The organism is Vibrio gazogenes (assembly GCF_023920225.1).
Classification (GTDB): Bacteria; Pseudomonadota; Gammaproteobacteria; order Enterobacterales; family Vibrionaceae; genus Vibrio; species Vibrio gazogenes.
In genome coordinates this window covers 1,128,091-1,147,808 of sequence record NZ_CP092587.1, presented here as the reverse complement: position 1 = coordinate 1,147,808, position 19,718 = coordinate 1,128,091, and the positions used below count along the sequence as shown (strand labels likewise).

Here is a 19,718-nt window from a genome sequence, read left to right as displayed (position 1 = left end):
TATGGATTACTAGCTTTGGGGTAAACTAGTCAAAGCTACAGCCTTTCACTTCTCGACATACAAAACGCCACTAATATCTAGTTTATGTACCCACAATGTATCACGAAGTGCATAAAGGAAGGCTTGACCTCTATCTCATTCGAGAGCAAGTGATTGATGATTATGCAGTAGGTGAGGTTTATACCCCTCAGGTAAAAGACACATTAAAGATTAGTTTTTATAAGGTGAAATTCGGTTATTTAAACCTTTTGAAACACACTTTGGGGCACAAACAACATATAGAGAGGCAATAGATGCTGCTGATACTCTAAACATAGTAGATTACTCAACTGTATCATCATCCAACTTACAAGGATGTCAAACCGGTATATTTGCTGATTAAGTTAAAAAATTGACCGCCGCGGCGGTCAATTTTTTTATCAATGTGTCTGCATATATACAGCTTCATCATCAATTCGTTCGTATTTATTTTTCTGATACTTAGAAACATCAGAGTTAAAGTACATGTACTCCCCCGTGTTAATGTTTTTTACAAGAGGGTTCATTGATAGACGGCCTTCATCGGCTAGTTTAATAACCATTTCACTATTTAGACCATCAGCAATATTGCTCTTGTGGTAAACAAATGATGGCATGAATAAAAATGAATATTCAGACTCAGTTTTAAGTGACTCAACAGGAAAACCATCAGGAAGTCGCATCAGTGTGTATGCGTAATTGTCGTTAATGGCGATAGGAACAGAGTATTGATTTTCAGGGTTCACGAAGTTAACAAAACCTCTGTTAGTAAGAATTGTGGTGCAGTACTTGATTTGACTATCGCTAAGTTCACTTACAGAATTTATGTTTTGAGGGCAGTACTCGACACCGTTTGGTACTAAAAACTTCGGGCTGTACCAAGATGCGTAACCAGACCTTCCATTGGTGTCAATTTCTTCAAGCGCCACTGGTGTGCCAGCTCTGCTGTAAGCATCCTTCACAATTTTTTCTGCACGAAGGGTTAGCTTGTCGACAGTCTGCTCAATATCAGCGTCCAACTGCTCTTTAGGACTGTTTGAGTTACTTTTAATAGGTTCCATCAGAATAAGAACGCTTTCTCTTAACAGTGGTGTCCCCTTTCTGTTTTGAGAAACAATCAGATTGTTCAACGCAAGCCAAGGACTAACGGGAATAGCTAATGAAGCACCTACCGCATTTGCAACCAAATGATCGGAATCAACGAATTCGAATGCGTTAAAACTGTCTAAATCATTAACACCGGTTGGCTGAACACGCTCAACACTATAAATGAATTGCTGCGCATCGCTAAAAGAGCGGGAAGGGTAGTCGTCTTTTAACGAATTTGTTTCATGGAAGTGTCGTTGCATTGCACTCATTCGTGTTACGGTACAGCCTGAGAGAGTTGCAGAGGCAAGTGCTACACCAAGTAAGACAACCTTTTTGGTAAGTGAAATCTTATTCATGCTTTAATCCTTAAGTCCTATCTAATTTTGACGTTGGTTCTTAACCTTAAGTCCATGATATCAAGAAACAATAATTTCGAACCTGATCATATAACTAAACAAAACATATAGATACACCGAACTAAAACTTAGGCGAAGCATGACCATAACTTATGGCAACTTGTCTTTGACTAGATGAAAGCGCAGGCCAAATTACATAAACCCGATTTGCGAGCATTGACTGATTAGCCACCAAATTTATAGACACTTCGTAGCATGAGAAAAAGTAGGTCAAACTACAGTAATGAGAATTGAGAGCTAGCACTTCTCCAGCTCAGAATGGGGCATAAATGAGTTACTACCTAACCGTTTTTAACCGTTTTAATCATCAAAATTTTCTCGCAAACAATACACCTACGATGCTCAGCATGTGATTCCGTCCCGCGAGCAGGGCTGGTTCTTAGAACTTGATCAAAACGAGCCGCAATTGCGGCTCGAAAATTAAATAAACCAATCAATCATCATACCAAATCTGATTCATCCGGCTCCTCATGATAGCGCACGTAATGGGTGGTAATCAGGTTATTCAGATACAGCAGCACGTTGCGCAGCTCTTGACTGTTGTGCCGCTGTTCGGCTTCAAACATTTCTTCTAACTGGCGCAGGTATTCGCGGGCTTTTTGGGCAAATTGATGATCGTAAGGGATGGTTTCGTACATTGTAGACACTCCTATGTAGTTGATAAATCACCACACAAAGTTCCTACGCTTTGGGTGGTGAGCTGGAACAAGGGTAGGAACTACCGCTACATAGGAAACGGTCTGACAGAAGTCAGCCTTGCCCTGCTCACCATAATCTGAGAGAGCTCAGGCTACACATAAAGTAAGTCCAGCACAAGACTGGATTATATGCTCCTATATATCGGGGTTCCTACGCCCGGCACCGGATTTTGCCAGTGCAGGAGTCAGGTTATCTGATTGTGGGAAATAAAAAGTATTAAAAAAGTATGAGATTTTGGGTGTGGGGTCTCAAAATAATCAGCCGATGAGCGTTTCAGCGAATTTGGGGCAGTCAGTTTTAAAAAAGAATTGGACATTTCCGTTTTAGTAACCTTGCTAATTTAACAAAGCATGAACGACTAAATGTATGGGAAAAGTCGCTTACGTGAGTGTTCAGTATCACTGGAACAGCTCAAAATCTAGTTCTAACGATTCTTGTACGGTATAGCCCGGCATTGATGGACAATAACATTGAAGGCGCAAAATAATTGCGCCTTCAATCATTCAAAACAAACTTTGTATCAGAGATTATTTACCTACTCGGGAAAGCATGTCTGCACTCATGAACTTATTAATGACAAACATAAATGCGATTGACGGCACAAGCAGGATTAGTGCGGTAATAGAAGCAATTTGATAATTACCTTCCATACTCGCGGTATATAACAATAGAGGGAGCGTACTGATATCCGGAGCACCGACAAAGAACGTTCCAGTAAACTCATCCAAAGATTCAAGAAAGACAAAAATACCACTCGCTATAATTCCCGGCATGGCCTGAGGAAGAATAATATGGAAGAAAGTATAAACAGGACCTGCGCCTAAATTCCTCGATGCTCTGGCCATCAGAGGGTCGATACCGGAAAATGCCGCAACACTTATCCATACCGAGAACATTAAACCATGTACGCTATGAACAAGTACCACTCCGAGAAACGTGCCGTTTAAGCTAAAATCATAAAATATGCGGGCGACATTCATGTAAACAGCGAGATTTGGAAACGCCTGAGGAATCAAAAATAACAGCATCCAGAAAACACGCATTGGCATGGATCGTTTTGACAGTGCATAGCCTGCGGGAATAGAGACACACAGACAGGCAACAACTGTTGTTAATGCAACAAAAATACTTGTTGTCAGTGAACCGGAGACATCACTGTACGGACTAAACACCTGATTCCAGTACTTAAATCCCCACTGAGATGGTAGTGAATGAGGAAAGTACCAAACCTCTGCCACTGTCCAGATCAGTAAATTGACCAGAGGACCAAACATCATCAAGGCCATAGCAATCACAAAAATGTACTGAATAACCCGATCAACAGGAAACCGTTCAGCCAACCGTTTAACGCTGGTTTGTTTGGAATATAACAAAGCTTGTTCCGCTTTCATCACGCTGCTCCTTTATCTTTGATACTTTGTCTCAGATAGAACCAGGCAAAAGCAGCACAAATACAGTAAGAAATAAGGCCCAGCATGTTAGCAACATGATAGTCTCCATAGGAGTTTATTCTGAACGCCATATCTGCCGTGATCATCGTTGGCGTGCCCGTTCCTATCATTAATGGTACAGAGAGCGCAGACATCATAGTGACAACCGACAACACCATAGCAACACCTATGGTTGGTAATACCTGAGGTAGAATAATTTCAAACAGAGTCCTGATTCTTGAGCCGCCTAGGTTTCTGCTGGCTCGCACTTGAGATTCATCTATTGCAGCCATCGCGCCCGAGATGAGTAAAGTGGAAAACGCCAGTTGCTTCCAGACAAAAGTAATAATGATCCCTTTCCAACCTAAAAAAGAGACAGACTCTAGCGGGCTAAACATACCCAATTCAATCAGCGTGTTATTCATCAAACCATTTTTGGCCAGAAAGGTTCTCATTATTTGTGCAGTAACAATCAGTGGAATAAACAAGGGGAACTTATACAAAACATCCAAAACTCTGACGACAGGTTTAAATGGTGACAGACGTAATATCGCCGCAATTGTAATAGACAACAGACACAATACAACCATAGAGCTCAAGACAATAACGATGGTGAAGATCATATCGTTTGAATACAACTCCAGCGCTTTTTGCAAATGCGCTGTAGTAAAACTTCCATCATCATTCATTAACGCAGAAAACAGAGAAAAACATAACGGATAGAGAAAGAACAGCGCAACCATTATGGCTGCAGGCATCACTAACCAGAGACTTTTTAATGATGAATAACGCATAAGCATTTCCAGTAATATAAAACTCAATACAAAGAGCAGGAAGTTCCCTCCCTGCCCTTAAACTCGATTAGTTTGTAACCTGACGCTCATAACCTTCTTTAATATCATCAAAGTAGGGAGCGATAGGGAAACTCTTACCGTAATTAGACAAATCTTCTGGCGTGATTTCCGCAAACAGTTTCTGCCAGGTCTGAGTATCCAACTGCTCTTTAACGTAATTCGCATCGATGCCCGGATACCAGTTAAATTGCTTCACAATACCTTCAGCCTGAACTTTAGGGCTGGTTGCCAGCTCAATAAACTCTTTAGCCAACTCAGCATTTGCTGCTTTAGCAGGCACAACATAATACATAGGCTGACCAGGCATCCCCGGTGCGATCAGTGATAGCTTCATTGATGGTGGAATCTTGCCCTGCTCTTTCCAGCTATAGAACATATCAACCCACACTGGCCCCATGAAGATTTCTCCACGGTTAAGCATGTCCAGTGTCCCTGCATTACCCGGAGTAAAGGTCACGTTTTTATTGAACGCTTTTAGTTTTGCAAACGCTTGGCTCCAGTTCGATTCAATGGATTTGTCGTAAGGTGTACTGCTTAATGTTTTAGCATCGGATCCATATGCGTAAATCCAGCCTGTCACAAAGCTTACCCCGGACATACCGTTTTTAATCCCGTTGTAACCAAACGCTTTCGGATTTTCCTCGGTCCATTTCACCAACTCATCATAAGATTTTGGTGGGTTTGAAATCAGATCGCTGTTGTACGCTATAGCCGTCTGACTGTGGAACATAGGCATGACATAACCATCGACATCAGTTCCTAATGCATTTTTTGCGCTGTCACGGGTCACCATAGAACCGGTTTTCAAATCGTTACGGTACTGGCTCAATAAGCCTTTTTGAACCATTTCACCACCCACTTTCTGGTGAACGACTGCCACATCGATATCCCACGAAGAAAGGCCACTCTCTTTCTGCGCAGACAGTTTTTCGTATATTTTGTGTGAACCCGCATCACCAGGGCCGGTGCCAATAACTTTAATTTTAACGCCTGGATGATCAGCTTCGAACTTCGGTGCAAGATAGGTTTTCACGTAGTCGACCATATTCTGACTACCAGCTGATACAACATTGAGTGTGGTCTCAGCCTGACTCATTCCCGACATCAGTATGGCCCCGGTCGCAGTCAGCAAAGTTACATTTTTTCTGACAAACATAGCTAATCCTTAATTATGTAGTTACTAGTGGTTGGTTAATTTAAAATCACTCTCGCTGATAAACATGCAGCGCACGCTTTGCAACACGTAAATGAACATTCACTTCAGGTTCCAGATAATCGTCATGAACGGCATAAATAATCTGCCCTTCACAATCAACGCTGACACGATAGCTATGCCCGAAAAAGGCACTCTGAATAACTTTGCCTGATAGCTGTAACCCTTTATCGGAAAACGCTGGTAGAGAATGTTGTTGTGAACTGTCCGGGAGTACTTCTGTCTTTTCACTCCGGAAGTATATCTGTTGTTCTGTATCCTTCTGTGACCAGAGAATGTGGTTATCCGCCCCCATAAAATCCGCGATAAATGGTGTTTTAGGCTGGTGATACACTTCTTCTGAAGTGCCTACCTGTTCTATTTTCCCCTGATTCAAAACAGCGATTCTGTCAGCCATGACTAAAGCTTCTTCCTGATCGTGAGTAACGATAAGAGAGGTGAACCCAAATCGCTTTTGCAGCGACTTAATTTCATGGCGAACCTGTAAGCGAACTTTCGCATCTAAGTTTGAAAGCGGTTCATCAAGCACCAGAATGTCCGGTTGAATAACCAGGGCCCTCGCCAGAGCCACGCGCTGACGTTGTCCACCTGATAAATCGGTTACTTTCTGATTTTGTAACCCTTCCAGATTGACGACTTTCAGAATCTCATCCACTCTCTGCGAGATTTCTGCGGCAGAAATACCCCTAACTTTGAGTCCGTATCCCACATTTTGTGAGACAGTCATATGTGGCCAAAGCGCGTAACTTTGAAATACCATGGTGATATTGCGTTTTTCAGCCGCCAGTTGAGTAATGTCCTTATCACCGAATCGAATCTCGCCATCAGAAACAGCGTGGAAGCCACAAAGTGCATTGAGAAGCGTTGTTTTCCCGCATCCGGATGGGCCTAACAAAGCAATCATTTCACCTTGTTTTACCGACAAATTAATGTCAGATAAAACCTGTTTATCTCCATATCCGGCACTGAGATTCTGAATATCTAGACTTGCCATTTTCCCCTCATAATCAATCACATAATGGAAAATAATTCAGTGTAGGTTATAATTTTCTTTACTAATGAACACGTGTTCATTCAACTGTAAAAAAAAACCGACATCCTTTAGGGAACACATTGAGCTTCCTATGTGACAATTTAATTAACAAACAAAGAAGATTGGTTTTCAGCATGAGAATTGACGTTATCGGATGTGGTAGTGCATTCGCAAAAAACAGTAACACATCCTCACTATTGCTCGACGATCATTGGCTTATTGACTGTGGCCCGACCGTGCCAAGAGCCTTGTTCAGAAGAAATGTTGGAGCGGATCAGATACAGGCGATTTACTTTACTCATATACATCCTGACCACTGCGCAGGTGTGTCAGCTTTAATCAACAACTGGAAAAGTTTTGGTCGCCGTGAGCCACTCACTATTTTCTGCCAGAAAGAGCAACAAAGCGCTCTGGAATTTTTAGTTTCATTCGCTAACTGGCCATCCAGTGAACTCGGTTTTGAGATTCACTGGCAGGAAATTATTGATAGCTTTCAATGGAATAACTGGACAATAGAAACCGCCGACACTCAGCATGAAATGCCTAATAAAGCCCTTGCGATAACCACTGACGGCTACAAGTTGTTTTACAGCGGAGACGGACGACCAACCAAACAGAGTATTCAGCTAATGCGTAATGCTGACCTTGCTTTTCAGGAATGTGCCTCGTTTCAGTCACTATCAGATGATTCCTCTCATGGTGATTTCTTTGGATGTATCGAACTGCTCGCAATCACTCAGGTAAAACAGCTTGGTCTGTATCACTGTTGGGAAGAAGATCTGTCAGACATTAAGCAGCAGGCAGGCAAGATAGATAAACTCTTTGTCTCTCAAGACGACTTAGTCATAGATTTGCCTCAAAGATAATTTAAAACCAATTCTTGTATTGGCAGGAGATCTCTTGAATAACATGAAAAAAAACAGTGCTGTTACCGCGCAGGACGTCGCCAACCTTGCAGGCGTCTCTCGTTCTGCGGTATCCCGTACATTTACGGAAAATGGCAGTATTTCGGAAAGCACTAGACAAAAAGTACTTCAGGCCGCACAACAGCTTGGGTATCAGGTGAACTTTCTTGCTCAGGGTTTGAACCGTCGCAGAAGTCAGCTAATTGGCGTAGTGGTAGCCCACTTAAGCGACCCATTCAGGAGCAGTTTACTGGAAGCACTGTTGTCGGAAATAAAATCGAAAGGATATCAGGCGTTGGTTACCGAAGTTCGTCAGGGAGATGAACTAGATGAAACTATGCGTCGCTTTACTCAGTATCGGGTATCCGGCGTTATTGTTACCTCCGGTCAGCCCCCGGTTCAATTAGTCAGAGAATGCCTTGAATTTGGTATTCCTGTAGTAGGAATTAACCGAGCCATTGATTTACCCAAAGTCGATATTGTCTGTTCCGATAATACTATGGGTGCGAATTTAGCGGCAGAACAACTCATACAATCAAACTGTGCAACCATTGGATGGCTCAATTACAAACACTCAACATGGTCTGGCATCAACCGTGAAGATAATTTCAAACTTGCACTGAAAAAATGGCAACAACAACCACAACACGCTCTGATCAGCATTGAAACCGACAGTAACGGTTATGAAGGTGGCCGTATCGCAGCACATCAATTCATCGAATCGGGTCAACAACTAGATGGCATTTTTTGTGCGACCGCCCTAATGGCATGTGGATTCCTTGACGGTATGCGAGAGAAAGGATTAGACGCTCCTGAAGATTTTTTGATTATAGGTTTTGATAATACACCGATGACTGCTCAGTACAGCTACCAGCTAACAACGATTGAGCAAAATGTTTATGAAACAGCAAAGCGGGCTCTCTGGTGTCTTGAAACCCGTGCGCGTAATGATGAATTAGAACAAAGAGTGGAGCTTATCTCCGTCACTCTGATTTCAAGAAAGACCTCACAACTCTCATAACAGGAAGTCACATGAAAGCAGCACAAAAACTACAGCAACTTGAGGAAGCCATTCGTCTTGCCGGCGCTAAAGCCCAACAATTACGTCAACAGGGTTTGTCTGTTGACGTGAAAGGAAAAAGCGACTTTGTTACTCAGTCTGACCTCGCTGTGGAAACCGATCTCAAACATCTTTTAAGCCAACTATTTCCTGAAGATGGCTTTTTGGGTGAAGAAGGAGGAATGACTGAAGGTGTCAGTGGTATTTGGGTCATCGATCCTATTGATGGAACGACCAACTACAAGCAAGGTATGGACTATTGGTGTATCTCGGTAGCGTATGTGGTTGAAAACACCATTGAACTTGGTTACATCTATGCACCGGACAGAAATGAATTTTTTATGGCTAGAAAAGGGCAAGGTAGCTGGTTAAACGGAAAACTTCTCCAAATACAAAATGAGCCGGAAGGACAGTCCATTATTGGTGTTGGTCACTCAAATCGCAAACCGTTGCAAAGCTACTTAAACCTTTTGACTCTGTTAGACGAAAAAGGTATTGACCACAGAAGGTTCGGTGCCGGCGCCCTGATGCTAGCTCATGTATCTTCAGGATTAGTCCATGGATACTATGAGTCTCACCTGAACAGTTGGGATGCTTTGGCCGGATTACTTTTAATTGAAGAAGCGGGAGGCGCTGTGTGTAATTTTCTTGCTAATGATGGATTAACGAAGGGAAATACTGCCTGGGCAAGTACTCAACACTTATGGCCGGTTTTGGCTGATTCAACGTTTTAATGGGCTCAAATGAGTATAGAGTAAAATACATGTCTATTCGCATATGAGTGACAAGGCTTTATTCACAGGCTTTTAGAGCGTACATATATGATAGTAGTGTGTACGCTTTTAATCCCTAGACCAACACCGCGCACTTATCAGAGTTTCATGTTCAGTCAAACCTAAAGATTTCGAAATATCGTAAAGCTGTACTTTTTGTTTCCGCTGAATATATTTAAGAACATACCTCTCAGCTCCAGTCACTGTATGTAGACCAGAGTAACGATGTAACAACTTTAAATTGTTGAGTATTGGATTTATCCGGATTCGCTTCTCAGTAATTAACCTTAACTCGTATCCGTAATCAGCCTTAGCAACTCTTTTCTTTTCAAAATCTGGCTTCGAAATCTGACTAGAATGTTTTACTTCGACTAACAATTACTGTTTTGAAGTACTGGTCACCAAAAAATCTGGCGTATAACGGCAACTTCTTCCATTAAAACAATAAGCTAAATTAATTGGCTGAGATGAAAAGCTCTGAACATCGGGGTTATATTCAAGGTGAAAACAAAAGTCGAGTTCTAAAATGGAAAGGGCTCGAACGACAGCATCATTTTTTAGCTCATGAACTTACAGATGTTGTGAACATGGGAAGACTTTTTGGTTTGGTCGTACATAGCTATATAACTTTGTTGTAAACCTACAACAAAATGTAGTCTATGCTGACTTATGTGTGCAAATTTGCTGAGTCATTTTGCAATTTTTGCTGACTTATTTTGCACATATTAATTGTGTCGCTGAAACCATAAAGTGTCCTAACGCCCTACTACGAATCAATCAGTTAAGAACAGTGCAAAACCATATAGTGTCCTAATATGAAAGCATAAGGTGTCTTATTTCTTCCTTACGATTTACCCTGACATTTACTGTGAAAGAAAACTACTTACAAGCGATTCTCAGTAATCGCTTGGTGATCACATTTGATGATCGCATCTCGTAACTAACTTTTGGACATAAATGTTTTAGGAATGACTGAACTCTAATCACAATTACCGAGTGCTGATACGACATTTTGGGAACAAAAATTCGTAACATATATTTTGTCAATTGATTCATGTTGCTATGTTTCGTTGGCCAAGAAATTATGAGCTAATTTTATTAGTTTTATGGACTTTTTTAAAAAATCAGGTTCTTGAGCAAGCTTGAACTTTCTATTGTAAAAACCAGGCTTAATTGGAGCCATATTACTTCTAATCATACATTCAATAGCTTTTGAGTCTATCGTTATCGAAAACTCTTTAATTATCTTTTGGTCATCAAGTGCCTCTGAAAGATAATCAAGCAATTCAGTAAAATCATAGACAACAGTACTCTGATTCAATCTGGCTTTACTTTTGACTAACACAGAAGGACAATAATAAACACTTAAAGAACTTCCATCGTCGTTAGCATCAATCGTTATCCCTCCGTTTAAAAATCTTCCATTTTTTCCTTCAATCACCATTAGATTTTCGATAGAAGAAGCTGTTGAATTAACTCTCGGAACATCTGTCGATAATCGCGGCTGCTGTATGTAACGATAATAATAGTATTGATATCGACTTTCCCAATTTTTCCAAAAGCAATCTTTACATGGATTTGTCAGCTCACCAAGTTGCACTTCCCCATTCACAAGAATAGAAGAATGACATTTTTTGCAAACCTCACTATCACGGTTTGTACTGGTGCTTCTTGTGTTATAAAAAAATAAAATGACTCTATGTAAAGTGATTTTGAGATTTCTTGCCCACTTATCTGTCTTTGTACTAACAGATACACTCTTTTTCCTATCCAGTTTAAAAAAATGAACCACAGATAGAGGAGCAAGCAGAGATGAGCAATATTGACCTGTATCTTTATCAAACTTGTGAACTAAAAGATAATTAGCATTCAAATATTGAATACTGCTCATAAGAGCTTTTTCTTTAACAGTGCTTTTAACCTCAATATAATTACCACAAAAATCCACATCATACCCTGAATTGTTTACTCCGACGTCTTTGTCAGGTAATAGTAATTCTGTCAATTCCTCCCCAACACTCCCCATTACTTCTTTAATCTCAAATTTTTGCTTCGTTAAGTCAGGCTGTTCACCTATAGAGTAAATCGTCTTTGCAACTTCTTTTCTTGCTGAGGGTGTCGCCATGCGTGATAAAATTTCATGTCCGGATATGATATCGGAAAAATTTTTTGTTTTTTCCAACTCTCTGATGACATAATCATCCCAAGGTTTTGGGATTTTATTTCTTGTAAGCACATCGAAAGGGATATTTGTAGATATCATTACTATACTCCACAAAAACATAATAGTCTTTTTCCAACGAACAATGTCCACGTTTCGCACAGATAACATATGAATATAATGACTGTAATTGTCCAAAATTTCAGATGTTGAATACACATGTGGAAAATGTCGTTTTGATAAGATTCATCATGACATCTGAAGAAAAATAATCAACTAAACATATAGTATGCATGTATTTGAAAAGAGTAAATTCCATGATTTATGGCATAATTGTGAAACGAAATGGGACAGAATGAGCTAGCTCGAATCACCTTTAGAGAAATTATATTCTGACAAAGTATCTTCGTGAGTATAAGTTGAATGATTTGTGGCAACGAAAAGGTCTTGCTGTGAAAGCAGGCGTTGATTAGAAAACTTAGCTTCAAAAGCATATAAACAGGGATCATCTCTACTTTCTTCTCCATCCATAACTCTAGAGTTGACATCCAACTTCTTTTTGCCGAAATACTCATCATCAGATTCAGACAAAGCATCTTGGTTAATACAATATACTACTGCATCACCATCACCAGATTCCAAAGCAAAATATAGTGCTATATATGGAGAGAATGTGAAATCGAGTAGTCTGCTTACCAAACCCAACTTACCACTTTTGTAACTCAGAGTTTTTTCCGGGTAATTCATGGGTTTTAACGAGTAGTTATATAGAAAATTGCTTAGATTAAAGATTAGGCTTAACCCAAATAGAGAGAATAATCATGACTAATCTTGATGCATTAAATGTTGAAGGACTATCCGATATACGCTTAAGGGAAGAAAGAAATCTGTCAGACGTATTAAGAGGCTTGGATCTTGCCGAAATACAACACAAGAAGATTTTGGCATCTAGGGCAACAAGACCTATAGATACGAATTTGCGAGATGACAAATTAGAAAATATCACAAATCAAATTATTGGTGCTGCTGCTCATTACAAAACGATTCAAAAGACGCGTTCTCAGAATCCGATGGTTATACAGAACGATAGCGGTATGACGTTTAGTACTGATAGTTATAATGCAAACAACGTAGTTATGTTGCTATCTAGTGCTGAAGGTAAGTTTTTGCAGGGCTCATATCCTACTGGATTTCTCAGCTTAGGCACAATAGATGCTAGGTTAACCGGCGGAGTAACCGAAATAACATTTGGAGTAAGTGAAGCGTGGGAGCTTCAAACTTTATTAAAACGTTATATGAATGAAGTTGAAAAAATCTGTTGGGATGACGAAAATCGTGACATTTATGATCTGGTGATAAAAATAGAAGAACAAGAAAAAATAATTAAAGAGGAAATTGAAGATTTTAAATATAAAAGAAACTCTCGATACGATAACTTTTATGGAACTATAGATGAAGCTTTGGCTGGAATGAATATGTTACTCCAAGAATATATTGGCCAAAGTGGTGACAAAAGCCCGGAAGTCTTTCGAGCAATAAAAAATTATCGGATTTGCCAAAGAGTGTTGGACTCCTTAATAAAAAAGGAATCCGTAATAACTATTCCGGAAATTAAGCAGCGAGTTGAACGACTAACCAGAGAAACCGTTGAAAACGAAGACGGGGAAATTCGTGGGCTATTCGACCTTGCAGAACGCATAGAACAATCAAAAGAAAACAACGAAAGTATCGCACTAGATGTTGTCGGCCCACAAGGCACCTGCTGCAAATGCTACAAACAACTATTAGGGCTGAAAAAACAATATGATAACAAAGATCGCTCAATCACTATCACGGTTAGATACAGTCTTGAAGAAGGTAAAACATTTACATCAAAAGACAAAAGAACCTACGGTCGAAATGAGTCTATAAAAATTACACCTAGAGACCCTCATCTCAGTCCTTATTATGAATATTGTATTCAGTGCATTGGCTAAAATATTTATCTAATATAGGATGGGATGAAGTATGGATACGACGACTGGCCGTGTTTTATGATCAAACAACGCCTTCTTTATTTCTATAATTTAATAAATCAATATCTTAGTTACAAGCAGGCTGAATTGGATCGCTCTGTATCGCATAACTTTGACAGCTGCTAGCTTCAGATAACTTTTAGTAGGGCAAAAGCTACTTAGAAGCCCAGTTCTTCTATTTGTCTTTGGATAATGTCAAGTAATGCAAATGACTAGATGTCATCATCGCTCACACCTAACTCAGTGACTAAACTCAGCATACCACTACAAATCTCTCTTCAAGAGAAAGATAACTTCATATTTGCTAACGACCGTGGCATTTTTTATACTTTTTTCCGCTTCCACAAGGGCATGGTTCATTTCTGCCTATTTTCCGCTTTTTTTTAGGTTCTAAATAATGTTGTTTACTAACAGAAGTCGGGCTTTTGGTACGCTCTCTCATACTTTGGGCTTCTTTATAAATGTGCTCATTAGATTCAGTTTGTTCAGTCGGCACATCAACTCTGAAATATTGGGCAGCTTCATAAACTCTGCCTTTCCCAACTTTAATAAGCATTCCCATTAGTTCTTTCGTATCAATAGAAATGGCAACGGCACTTGCCGTATCGTTGACCTTCTTCCACTCAACGTCATACTTGGAGTTTTGTATCCAAACAAAAATTGGCTTTCCTTCTCCGCCAAATGCGAAGTAACGTGCAGGGTGCTTTTCTATAGAGTTATCTAAATCAGAAAGGTATTTTCCAAAGCTAATACGAGCTTCCTCGCCAAAATCTCGAATAAGACTGTCCACAGAAAGCCATCCAGGTTTGCGAGAAACATCTAGTGCCGTAAGTGCCTTCGAAACCGCATCAGGGAACTCCTGAGCAGGTATAGGGCTTGTGTCCCATTGCCCACTTTCGAAAAATTTGTCGACAACAAGACTTAATCCGTTACATATGACTAAACCAGAATTTTCGCTCCTAGATTTTTCAATAATTTCCTGATCAAACCGATTGTTAGTTAGGTATGCTCCTAAATGATCAAACTCATCAAAAAGAAGTCCTTGTTTTACACCTGCAATTGCCTGACGCACTTCCATGTAATGCGCAAATATCCCTGGTGTAGGCAACATCCGTCTTAGAACAAAAAGATCATCGATTGAAATTGATACAAAGCTATGTTGTCCTAAGAGTGGTTTTACTTGTGGTAAGTTTTTAGAAAATGCTGAAAAGGGAGAGAATGATTCAACTGTTAATCCAATAGGGATCATTACACGGTAATCTGAATGACGAAGTTTTCCTATCTCCTCATACTTTCCGTTGACTAGGTTGAATATTGAGACTTCATCCGCAGATTTTAAATATTCAAAAAAACGCTCACATTGTTTGTAAGCTTTTAATATCAAGTCTTTTATAGACTGTGAATGACGTTTAAAATCGAGTTCGGGTGACGCTATTGTTGCAGCAGCTCCCGCTTTAGCTTCAACAAGGTAAAGTACATCATCAATTAAAACTAGTGTGTCATTTTCAGCCCATTGTTTAGTCTTGGGATCCTTATAATAGACTTCTTGATAAACGGTAGCACTAGCGAGCTGTTCAGCAAGTATTTCAGGAAAGGCAGCTTCGCTCATGGCCTTCTGCCGCTCTTTAAACTGTTCTTTATATTCAGGTTTCTTTTGCAACAAATTGAAAAGAAGTGAACGGTAGCCAGCATCACGAATAAAACAGGGGTCTACCGCATAATAGTCTTCATCAAGTTTGATTAGAGGTTTTTTTCTGGCTGGTAATGTCCTGTAAGGTGTGCCTGAGTAGTCACCATCACTGAAAAAATCGACCTCTTCACCACGTTGATACGCCAGATCAGCTAAAAATTCTGATGGTAATTTTGTATGCCTGCTAACATTTGTAATGCCACCTCTCAACATATCATCTACGGCTAAGCCTGCACGCTTTGTTTGTTGCGCATTTGCTTCAACCCACTCTTCCATAACCTCTTCGAGCGGTTTTCCTTTCTCTGTCGCAAACCTTTGAGCTGCTTCAAATTGCTTAAGCATTTCTTCAATTGCGTTAGCTTGCCCTATACGAGTTGCATCAGATAACTGCTGAAATCCCTCTGCAATATCAACAGCTCCAACACCATAAATATCGTTCAAAATATCATCATGTTGAGCGAGCACGTATTGATAAAACTCGCCTTCTAAAACCTGATATCGATTACCTCTGAGCATCACCCAAGATGATTTTGCGTGAAATTCGATATCCGCAGTATCAGAACCGAAGTCTTTATTATCAGTGTTTGCAGAGGGCACCATAGCAAATAACATTGCTTTTTCTCGTAAACTCCTACTAAGTGCAAACAGTTCGCCACATTGAGTTTCATCGAACTCTACATCATCAGGAGCAACATCTGATGCTAGAACCGCATGAACGTATTCCAATAAAAACTGAACTTCGTTTCTTTCTTCACTAGAAACCTCTGTATCGAGTTCAGGAGAAGTTGTGTTGTTACTCATCATCAACAGTTGGGCATAGATGTACCCTAGGAGTTCTTCTGGTGGCATTCCATTTACTAAAAGACGTATTTTGGCCGCAAGTTCTTTCATTTCTTTCAGAATGTCAGCCGAAACTTGTGCTTGTTCAATCAATTGAAGCCCCTTATAGATAAAGTGGAAATTTAGCTCTTTACTGAATTGCTAGGGTTCTACCCCGTTTTCACGGACGGTTTAGTAAAGACGTAAACTTGCTGTCTTGATTCGCCAGTCTACGTCGCATTCTTGGATTATGGAACCGTTCGATATAATCAAAAATATCTGCTCTGGCTTCATTTCTTGTCCGGTATTGTCGATAGTTGATTCGTTCCCGTTTCATCACACCGAAGAACCCTTCACAAGCCGCGTTATCTGCACAATGGCCTACAGCACTCATGCTGCTGGTTAGGTTCTTTTGCTTGAGAAAGCGCTGATAGTCTCCACTGGTAAATTGTGTGCCACGATCAGAATGTAAGATCGCGCTTATCAGGACACACACCTTAAAGTGCGTCATATTGCAGAGCCGGAGGCTACAACAAGACAAATCAATAAAACCGAACCCCGTCGCATTTCCCTAGGCAACACCACTACAACCATGACAAACAGTGTTTTTTGCCGCTCGCTTCTTTTATCCTATGAACCATTCAATTCACACAGACCAAACATTGCTTTATGAAAACATCTCTCGACCATCTGCCCGAATCCAAACAGCAAGAGCTTGCCACCATATCGACCATCCTGCACGATACGCTGGAAGACTATCTTCAGGGCAAAACAGCGAGTAAAAGCGAGTTTCGTATTGTGAAAATCATTCTGTTCGGCAGCCATGCCAAAGGCAGTTGGGTCAACGATCCGGTCAATGGCTATATCAGTGACTACGATATTCTGGTGATTGTGAATAAAGCCGCACTGGTTGAAGAAGATGTGGTCTGGCAACGCGCCAAAGAGCAGATCGACCGTAAAGTTACTTCGGCACCGCTGGGATTGATTGTCCATGATTTGCAGGAAGTGAACGAACGGCTACAGCAAGGGCATTATTTCTTCAAAGATATCCGCGAAGAAGGGATTGAACTGTTTGCCGCCACGCCAAAACCGCTGGCAGAGCCGGGGGATTTAACCGAAGCAGAGCAACGGGAGATCGCTCGTAAGCATTATGAACAGTGGTTTACGAGTGCCAACGAATTCTTTATGTGTTTTGAACTCATGACTGCGAATCATCATCTGAAGACTGCGGCATTTCAGCTTCACCAAGTCACGGAAAAATTGTTTGCCTGTACCCTGCTCACCTGCACCAATTATTTACCCAAATCCCACAACATCGAAAAACTGGGGAAACTATGCGCCCAAATCGATGCTGAATTTGCAACGATTTTCCCGCTCGACAACAAATTCCACCGCCGTAGCTTCCGCCGCCTGCAACGCGCCTATATCGAAGCCCGCTACTCGGAGCATTATGAGATCACCGAAGAAGAATTGGCATATCTGGAAACAGAAGTGCAGCGGTTGAAAGGATTGGTGGAACGGGTTTGTTTGAAAAGAATAATTAACTAACTTGAATATGTAATAGAGAAAATAAAATATATGACTTCCCAAAATCAACTCAAGCAGATCAGTAAATTTTTAAGCTTTGTGCTACGCCACAAACCAGAAGCGATGACCTAACACTTGACCCACATGGATGGGCTAATATTGATGAGCTGATTGATAAAGCCTCTACTTCAAATGAAATCGAAGATATTGACAGAAATTTAATTCAAGACGTTGTAGATACCAATGATAAAAAGCGTTTCATTATCTCTGAAGATGGTCAGCATATTCGAGCTAACCAAGGACATTCGATTCATGTTGATTTACAACTACAACCTTCTGTTCCACCAGAATTTTTATATCATGGTACTGCGACCCGATTTTTAGATAGTATTCTCGAAGAAGGATTAAAACCACAGCAACGCCAGCATGTCCATTTATCTGCAGATAAGGAAACAGCTGTCACTGTTGGCCAGCGATACGGTAAACCTGTTATTTTAAAAATAAAATCCCAACTCATGTATGAGCAAGGATTTGAATTCTATATTTCTGAGAATGGTGTTTGGTTAACGAGTTATGTACCTTCGAAGTTTATAATCGACAAATGTCTGATCGAAGTTTGAAATTTGTCTGTTGTAGACGACAGCACCCATGCGTTTGTGAATCTCTATTTCATGTTCTAACGCAAGCAATCTAGCAGAGCTTTTGTCAATAAACCCGAAATTTCGTTTGTATTCGCATTTATGATTCCTAGTTCGCGAAACTGCGCCGGAACCTGAAATCTAAACTGCCAAGAGCCATTTTTTAATTGGGATCAATAGCGTATTTCAGTACCTGAGCAAACATAAATAAATGAAACGTGAGGGATTGATTTTTCTCAGGAAAGAGACAATTGGGTGGAAGCCCCAGCCACATCCCGGCACACACGTCATTCGCTGTGGCTGCTACCTTCCGGTCCTGACCAAGTTCACGAATTAGTGTTGCGGGAGGACCAGGGCCTCCATAGATAAGGCTTTGATGGTGAACATCGAAAGCGGGGTGATTATCAAGGATTGGGATCCGCATTGCAAGCCTCTTTCTGATAAAAGTAGACGGAGACCGACTGAGTGCGCAGGGATTAATCAGCTTTGCCCATTTTGCACCATGGAAGCCGCTCCTGCTCAATGCATGATGCTCATCAAATACCTGACAGACAGGCGTTTTGATCATACACTGATACGCATCAATTCAAATTATCAACGTATGACATAGACTTTTCTGACGGATTCAATGATGGCTCACTCCGATGATAAACAGCAGTTTCTCGCTCAGGTATTTACCGTGATTCACCAAATCCCGCCCGGTAAAGTCAGCACCTATGGCGATGTGGCTAAAATGGCAGGTTATCCGGGCTACGCGCGCCATGTCGGTAAAGCGCTGGGGCAGCTACCCAAAGGCTCGACACTCCCTTGGTTTCGGGTGATTAACAGTAAGGGCGAAATCTCACTGTCCGGTCCGGATTTCGAACGACAACGCGCCGAATTAGTCGCAGAAGGGATACCAATCAGCAGCAGCGGCAAGATTTCACTGCGCAACTACCGCTGGCAGCCCGGCTCAATGTGATGATGCGCTTTTCACCGCTGTCATTTGGATCTGACCATCATAGACTGACGATTCAAGCGCAAGTTCTGCTGCCATCCCCGCGCCTACATAGCGGACATGTCCTCGTTCAAAAATCTCCGCCTGAATGCGGTAGCGATGATTTTGTCGGATGTTCGAATCGGAATAAGCGAGTTGAAAGTCAAGTGGCAACGTTAAACCATTACCATGAAACTGGTATCTCGCAACCACTTGATCGTGTTGCGTTTGATCATTGAGTGTCACCACCACGAACACATTTTTCGGTAATGGATTATCACCAAGTAATGTGCCCGTCATGTGCTCAATGCGTGGTGCATGGGTTGAGCTTGTGAGTGTGCCTGTCCCGCACTGCTGAGAAAAACACAGAGAAGGGACAACAAAAGGCGCCGTTGATTGTTA

Annotated in this window: 18 protein-coding genes, 1 other RNA gene and 1 pseudogene; 7 read left to right on the top strand and 13 right to left on the bottom strand. The window is 41.0% G+C overall.

The window, feature by feature from the left end:
* Positions 1-419: 419 nt before the first annotated feature.
* The 6 genes from MKS89_RS05285 to MKS89_RS05260 all read right to left on the bottom strand — a co-directional run bounded on the left by MKS89_RS05285 (position 420) and on the right by MKS89_RS05260 (position 6,713).
* Entirely contained in the window at positions 420-1,463 is a 1,044-nt protein-coding gene (locus MKS89_RS05285; RefSeq protein ID WP_072962554.1) for a hypothetical protein, read from the bottom strand.
* 500 nt (positions 1,464-1,963) lie between these two features.
* Positions 1,964-2,161 carry a hypothetical protein gene (locus MKS89_RS05280; RefSeq protein ID WP_072962552.1) on the bottom strand — a complete coding sequence of 66 codons (198 nt, stop codon included), beginning with the start codon at positions 2,159-2,161 and terminating at the stop codon, positions 1,964-1,966.
* 588 nt (positions 2,162-2,749) lie between these two features.
* Positions 2,750-3,613, bottom strand: a complete 864-nt coding sequence (locus MKS89_RS05275; RefSeq protein ID WP_072962550.1) for an ABC transporter permease — start codon at positions 3,611-3,613, stop codon at positions 2,750-2,752.
* Positions 3,613-4,446: an ABC transporter permease gene (locus tag MKS89_RS05270; protein WP_072962547.1), complete on the bottom strand. Its 834-nt coding sequence runs from the start codon at positions 4,444-4,446 to the stop codon at positions 3,613-3,615. The genes MKS89_RS05275 and MKS89_RS05270 overlap by 1 nt, the downstream gene beginning before the upstream one ends.
* A 67-nt stretch (positions 4,447-4,513) precedes the next feature.
* Complete coding sequence (locus tag MKS89_RS05265; protein WP_207522021.1) at positions 4,514-5,662, bottom strand: ABC transporter substrate-binding protein; 1,149 nt, start codon at positions 5,660-5,662, stop codon at positions 4,514-4,516.
* A gap of 46 nt (positions 5,663-5,708) precedes the next feature.
* Complete coding sequence (locus tag MKS89_RS05260) at positions 5,709-6,713, bottom strand: ABC transporter ATP-binding protein (protein WP_072962545.1); 1,005 nt, start codon at positions 6,711-6,713, stop codon at positions 5,709-5,711.
* Between the two features lie 173 nt (positions 6,714-6,886).
* Here MKS89_RS05260 and MKS89_RS05255 point away from each other — a divergent pair, with 173 nt between their 5' ends.
* From MKS89_RS05255 to MKS89_RS05245, 3 genes are read left to right on the top strand one after another with little or no spacing between them, the layout of a single operon-like run.
* A complete protein-coding gene (locus MKS89_RS05255) occupies positions 6,887-7,618 on the top strand; it encodes an MBL fold metallo-hydrolase (protein WP_072962542.1) in 732 nt (243 codons plus the stop codon).
* 43 nt (positions 7,619-7,661) lie between these two features.
* Positions 7,662-8,678: a LacI family DNA-binding transcriptional regulator gene (locus MKS89_RS05250; protein WP_072962540.1), complete on the top strand. Its 1,017-nt coding sequence runs from the start codon at positions 7,662-7,664 to the stop codon at positions 8,676-8,678.
* Positions 8,679-8,689: 11 nt separating this feature from the next.
* The gene (locus MKS89_RS05245) at positions 8,690-9,451 is read left to right on the top strand and encodes an inositol monophosphatase family protein (protein ID WP_072962537.1); all 762 of its coding nucleotides are present in this window, start codon (positions 8,690-8,692) and stop codon (positions 9,449-9,451) included.
* 417 nt (positions 9,452-9,868) lie between these two features.
* Here the strand turns inward: MKS89_RS05245 and MKS89_RS20945 are convergent, their stop codons facing one another.
* The 3 genes from MKS89_RS20945 to MKS89_RS05235 all read right to left on the bottom strand — a co-directional run bounded on the left by MKS89_RS20945 (position 9,869) and on the right by MKS89_RS05235 (position 12,398).
* Positions 9,869-9,949 carry a hypothetical protein gene (locus MKS89_RS20945; protein ID WP_072962606.1) on the bottom strand — a complete coding sequence of 27 codons (81 nt, stop codon included), beginning with the start codon at positions 9,947-9,949 and terminating at the stop codon, positions 9,869-9,871.
* Between the two features lie 601 nt (positions 9,950-10,550).
* Positions 10,551-11,753 carry a hypothetical protein gene (locus MKS89_RS05240; RefSeq protein WP_072962534.1) on the bottom strand — a complete coding sequence of 401 codons (1,203 nt, stop codon included), beginning with the start codon at positions 11,751-11,753 and terminating at the stop codon, positions 10,551-10,553.
* Positions 11,754-12,011: 258 nt separating this feature from the next.
* On the bottom strand, positions 12,012-12,398 hold the full coding sequence (locus tag MKS89_RS05235; protein ID WP_072962532.1) for an FRG domain-containing protein: 387 nt from the start codon (positions 12,396-12,398) through the stop codon (positions 12,012-12,014).
* Between the two features lie 74 nt (positions 12,399-12,472).
* Between MKS89_RS05235 and MKS89_RS05230 the strand changes: the two genes are divergently transcribed.
* Positions 12,473-13,627 (top strand): hypothetical protein, encoded by a 1,155-nt coding sequence (locus tag MKS89_RS05230; RefSeq protein WP_072962530.1) that lies wholly within the window; start codon positions 12,473-12,475, stop codon positions 13,625-13,627.
* A 343-nt stretch (positions 13,628-13,970) separates the two neighbouring features.
* Here the strand turns inward: MKS89_RS05230 and MKS89_RS05225 are convergent, their stop codons facing one another.
* On the bottom strand, positions 13,971-16,289 hold the full coding sequence (locus tag MKS89_RS05225) for a YecA family protein (protein ID WP_072962529.1): 2,319 nt from the start codon (positions 16,287-16,289) through the stop codon (positions 13,971-13,973).
* A gap of 56 nt (positions 16,290-16,345) precedes the next feature.
* Positions 16,346-16,650: pseudogene (locus tag MKS89_RS05220) on the bottom strand (IS3 family transposase); the annotation flags it as partial.
* Positions 16,651-16,844: 194 nt separating this feature from the next.
* Between MKS89_RS05220 and MKS89_RS05215 the strand changes: the two are divergent.
* Both MKS89_RS05215 and MKS89_RS20940 read left to right on the top strand, forming a co-directional pair.
* Positions 16,845-17,723 carry a HEPN domain-containing protein gene (locus tag MKS89_RS05215; RefSeq protein WP_072962526.1) on the top strand — a complete coding sequence of 293 codons (879 nt, stop codon included), beginning with the start codon at positions 16,845-16,847 and terminating at the stop codon, positions 17,721-17,723.
* 65 nt (positions 17,724-17,788) lie between these two features.
* Positions 17,789-18,322, top strand: coding sequence for an RNA 2'-phosphotransferase (locus MKS89_RS20940; protein WP_205409075.1), 534 nt, complete (start codon positions 17,789-17,791; stop codon positions 18,320-18,322).
* 277 nt (positions 18,323-18,599) lie between these two features.
* On the opposite strand, the gene ffs is transcribed toward MKS89_RS20940, so the two are convergent.
* Positions 18,600-18,696, bottom strand: an RNA gene (gene ffs / locus MKS89_RS05210) — signal recognition particle sRNA small type.
* Between the two features lie 275 nt (positions 18,697-18,971).
* Between ffs and MKS89_RS05205 the strand changes: the two genes are divergently transcribed.
* Positions 18,972-19,301 carry an MGMT family protein gene (locus tag MKS89_RS05205; protein ID WP_106406994.1) on the top strand — a complete coding sequence of 110 codons (330 nt, stop codon included), beginning with the start codon at positions 18,972-18,974 and terminating at the stop codon, positions 19,299-19,301.
* On the opposite strand, the gene MKS89_RS05200 is transcribed toward MKS89_RS05205, so the two are convergent.
* Positions 19,293-19,616, bottom strand: coding sequence for a YbaY family lipoprotein (locus tag MKS89_RS05200; protein ID WP_072962522.1), 324 nt, complete (start codon positions 19,614-19,616; stop codon positions 19,293-19,295). The two genes, MKS89_RS05205 and MKS89_RS05200, sit on opposite strands and share 9 nt — an antisense overlap.
* Positions 19,617-19,718: the final 102 nt, after the last annotated feature.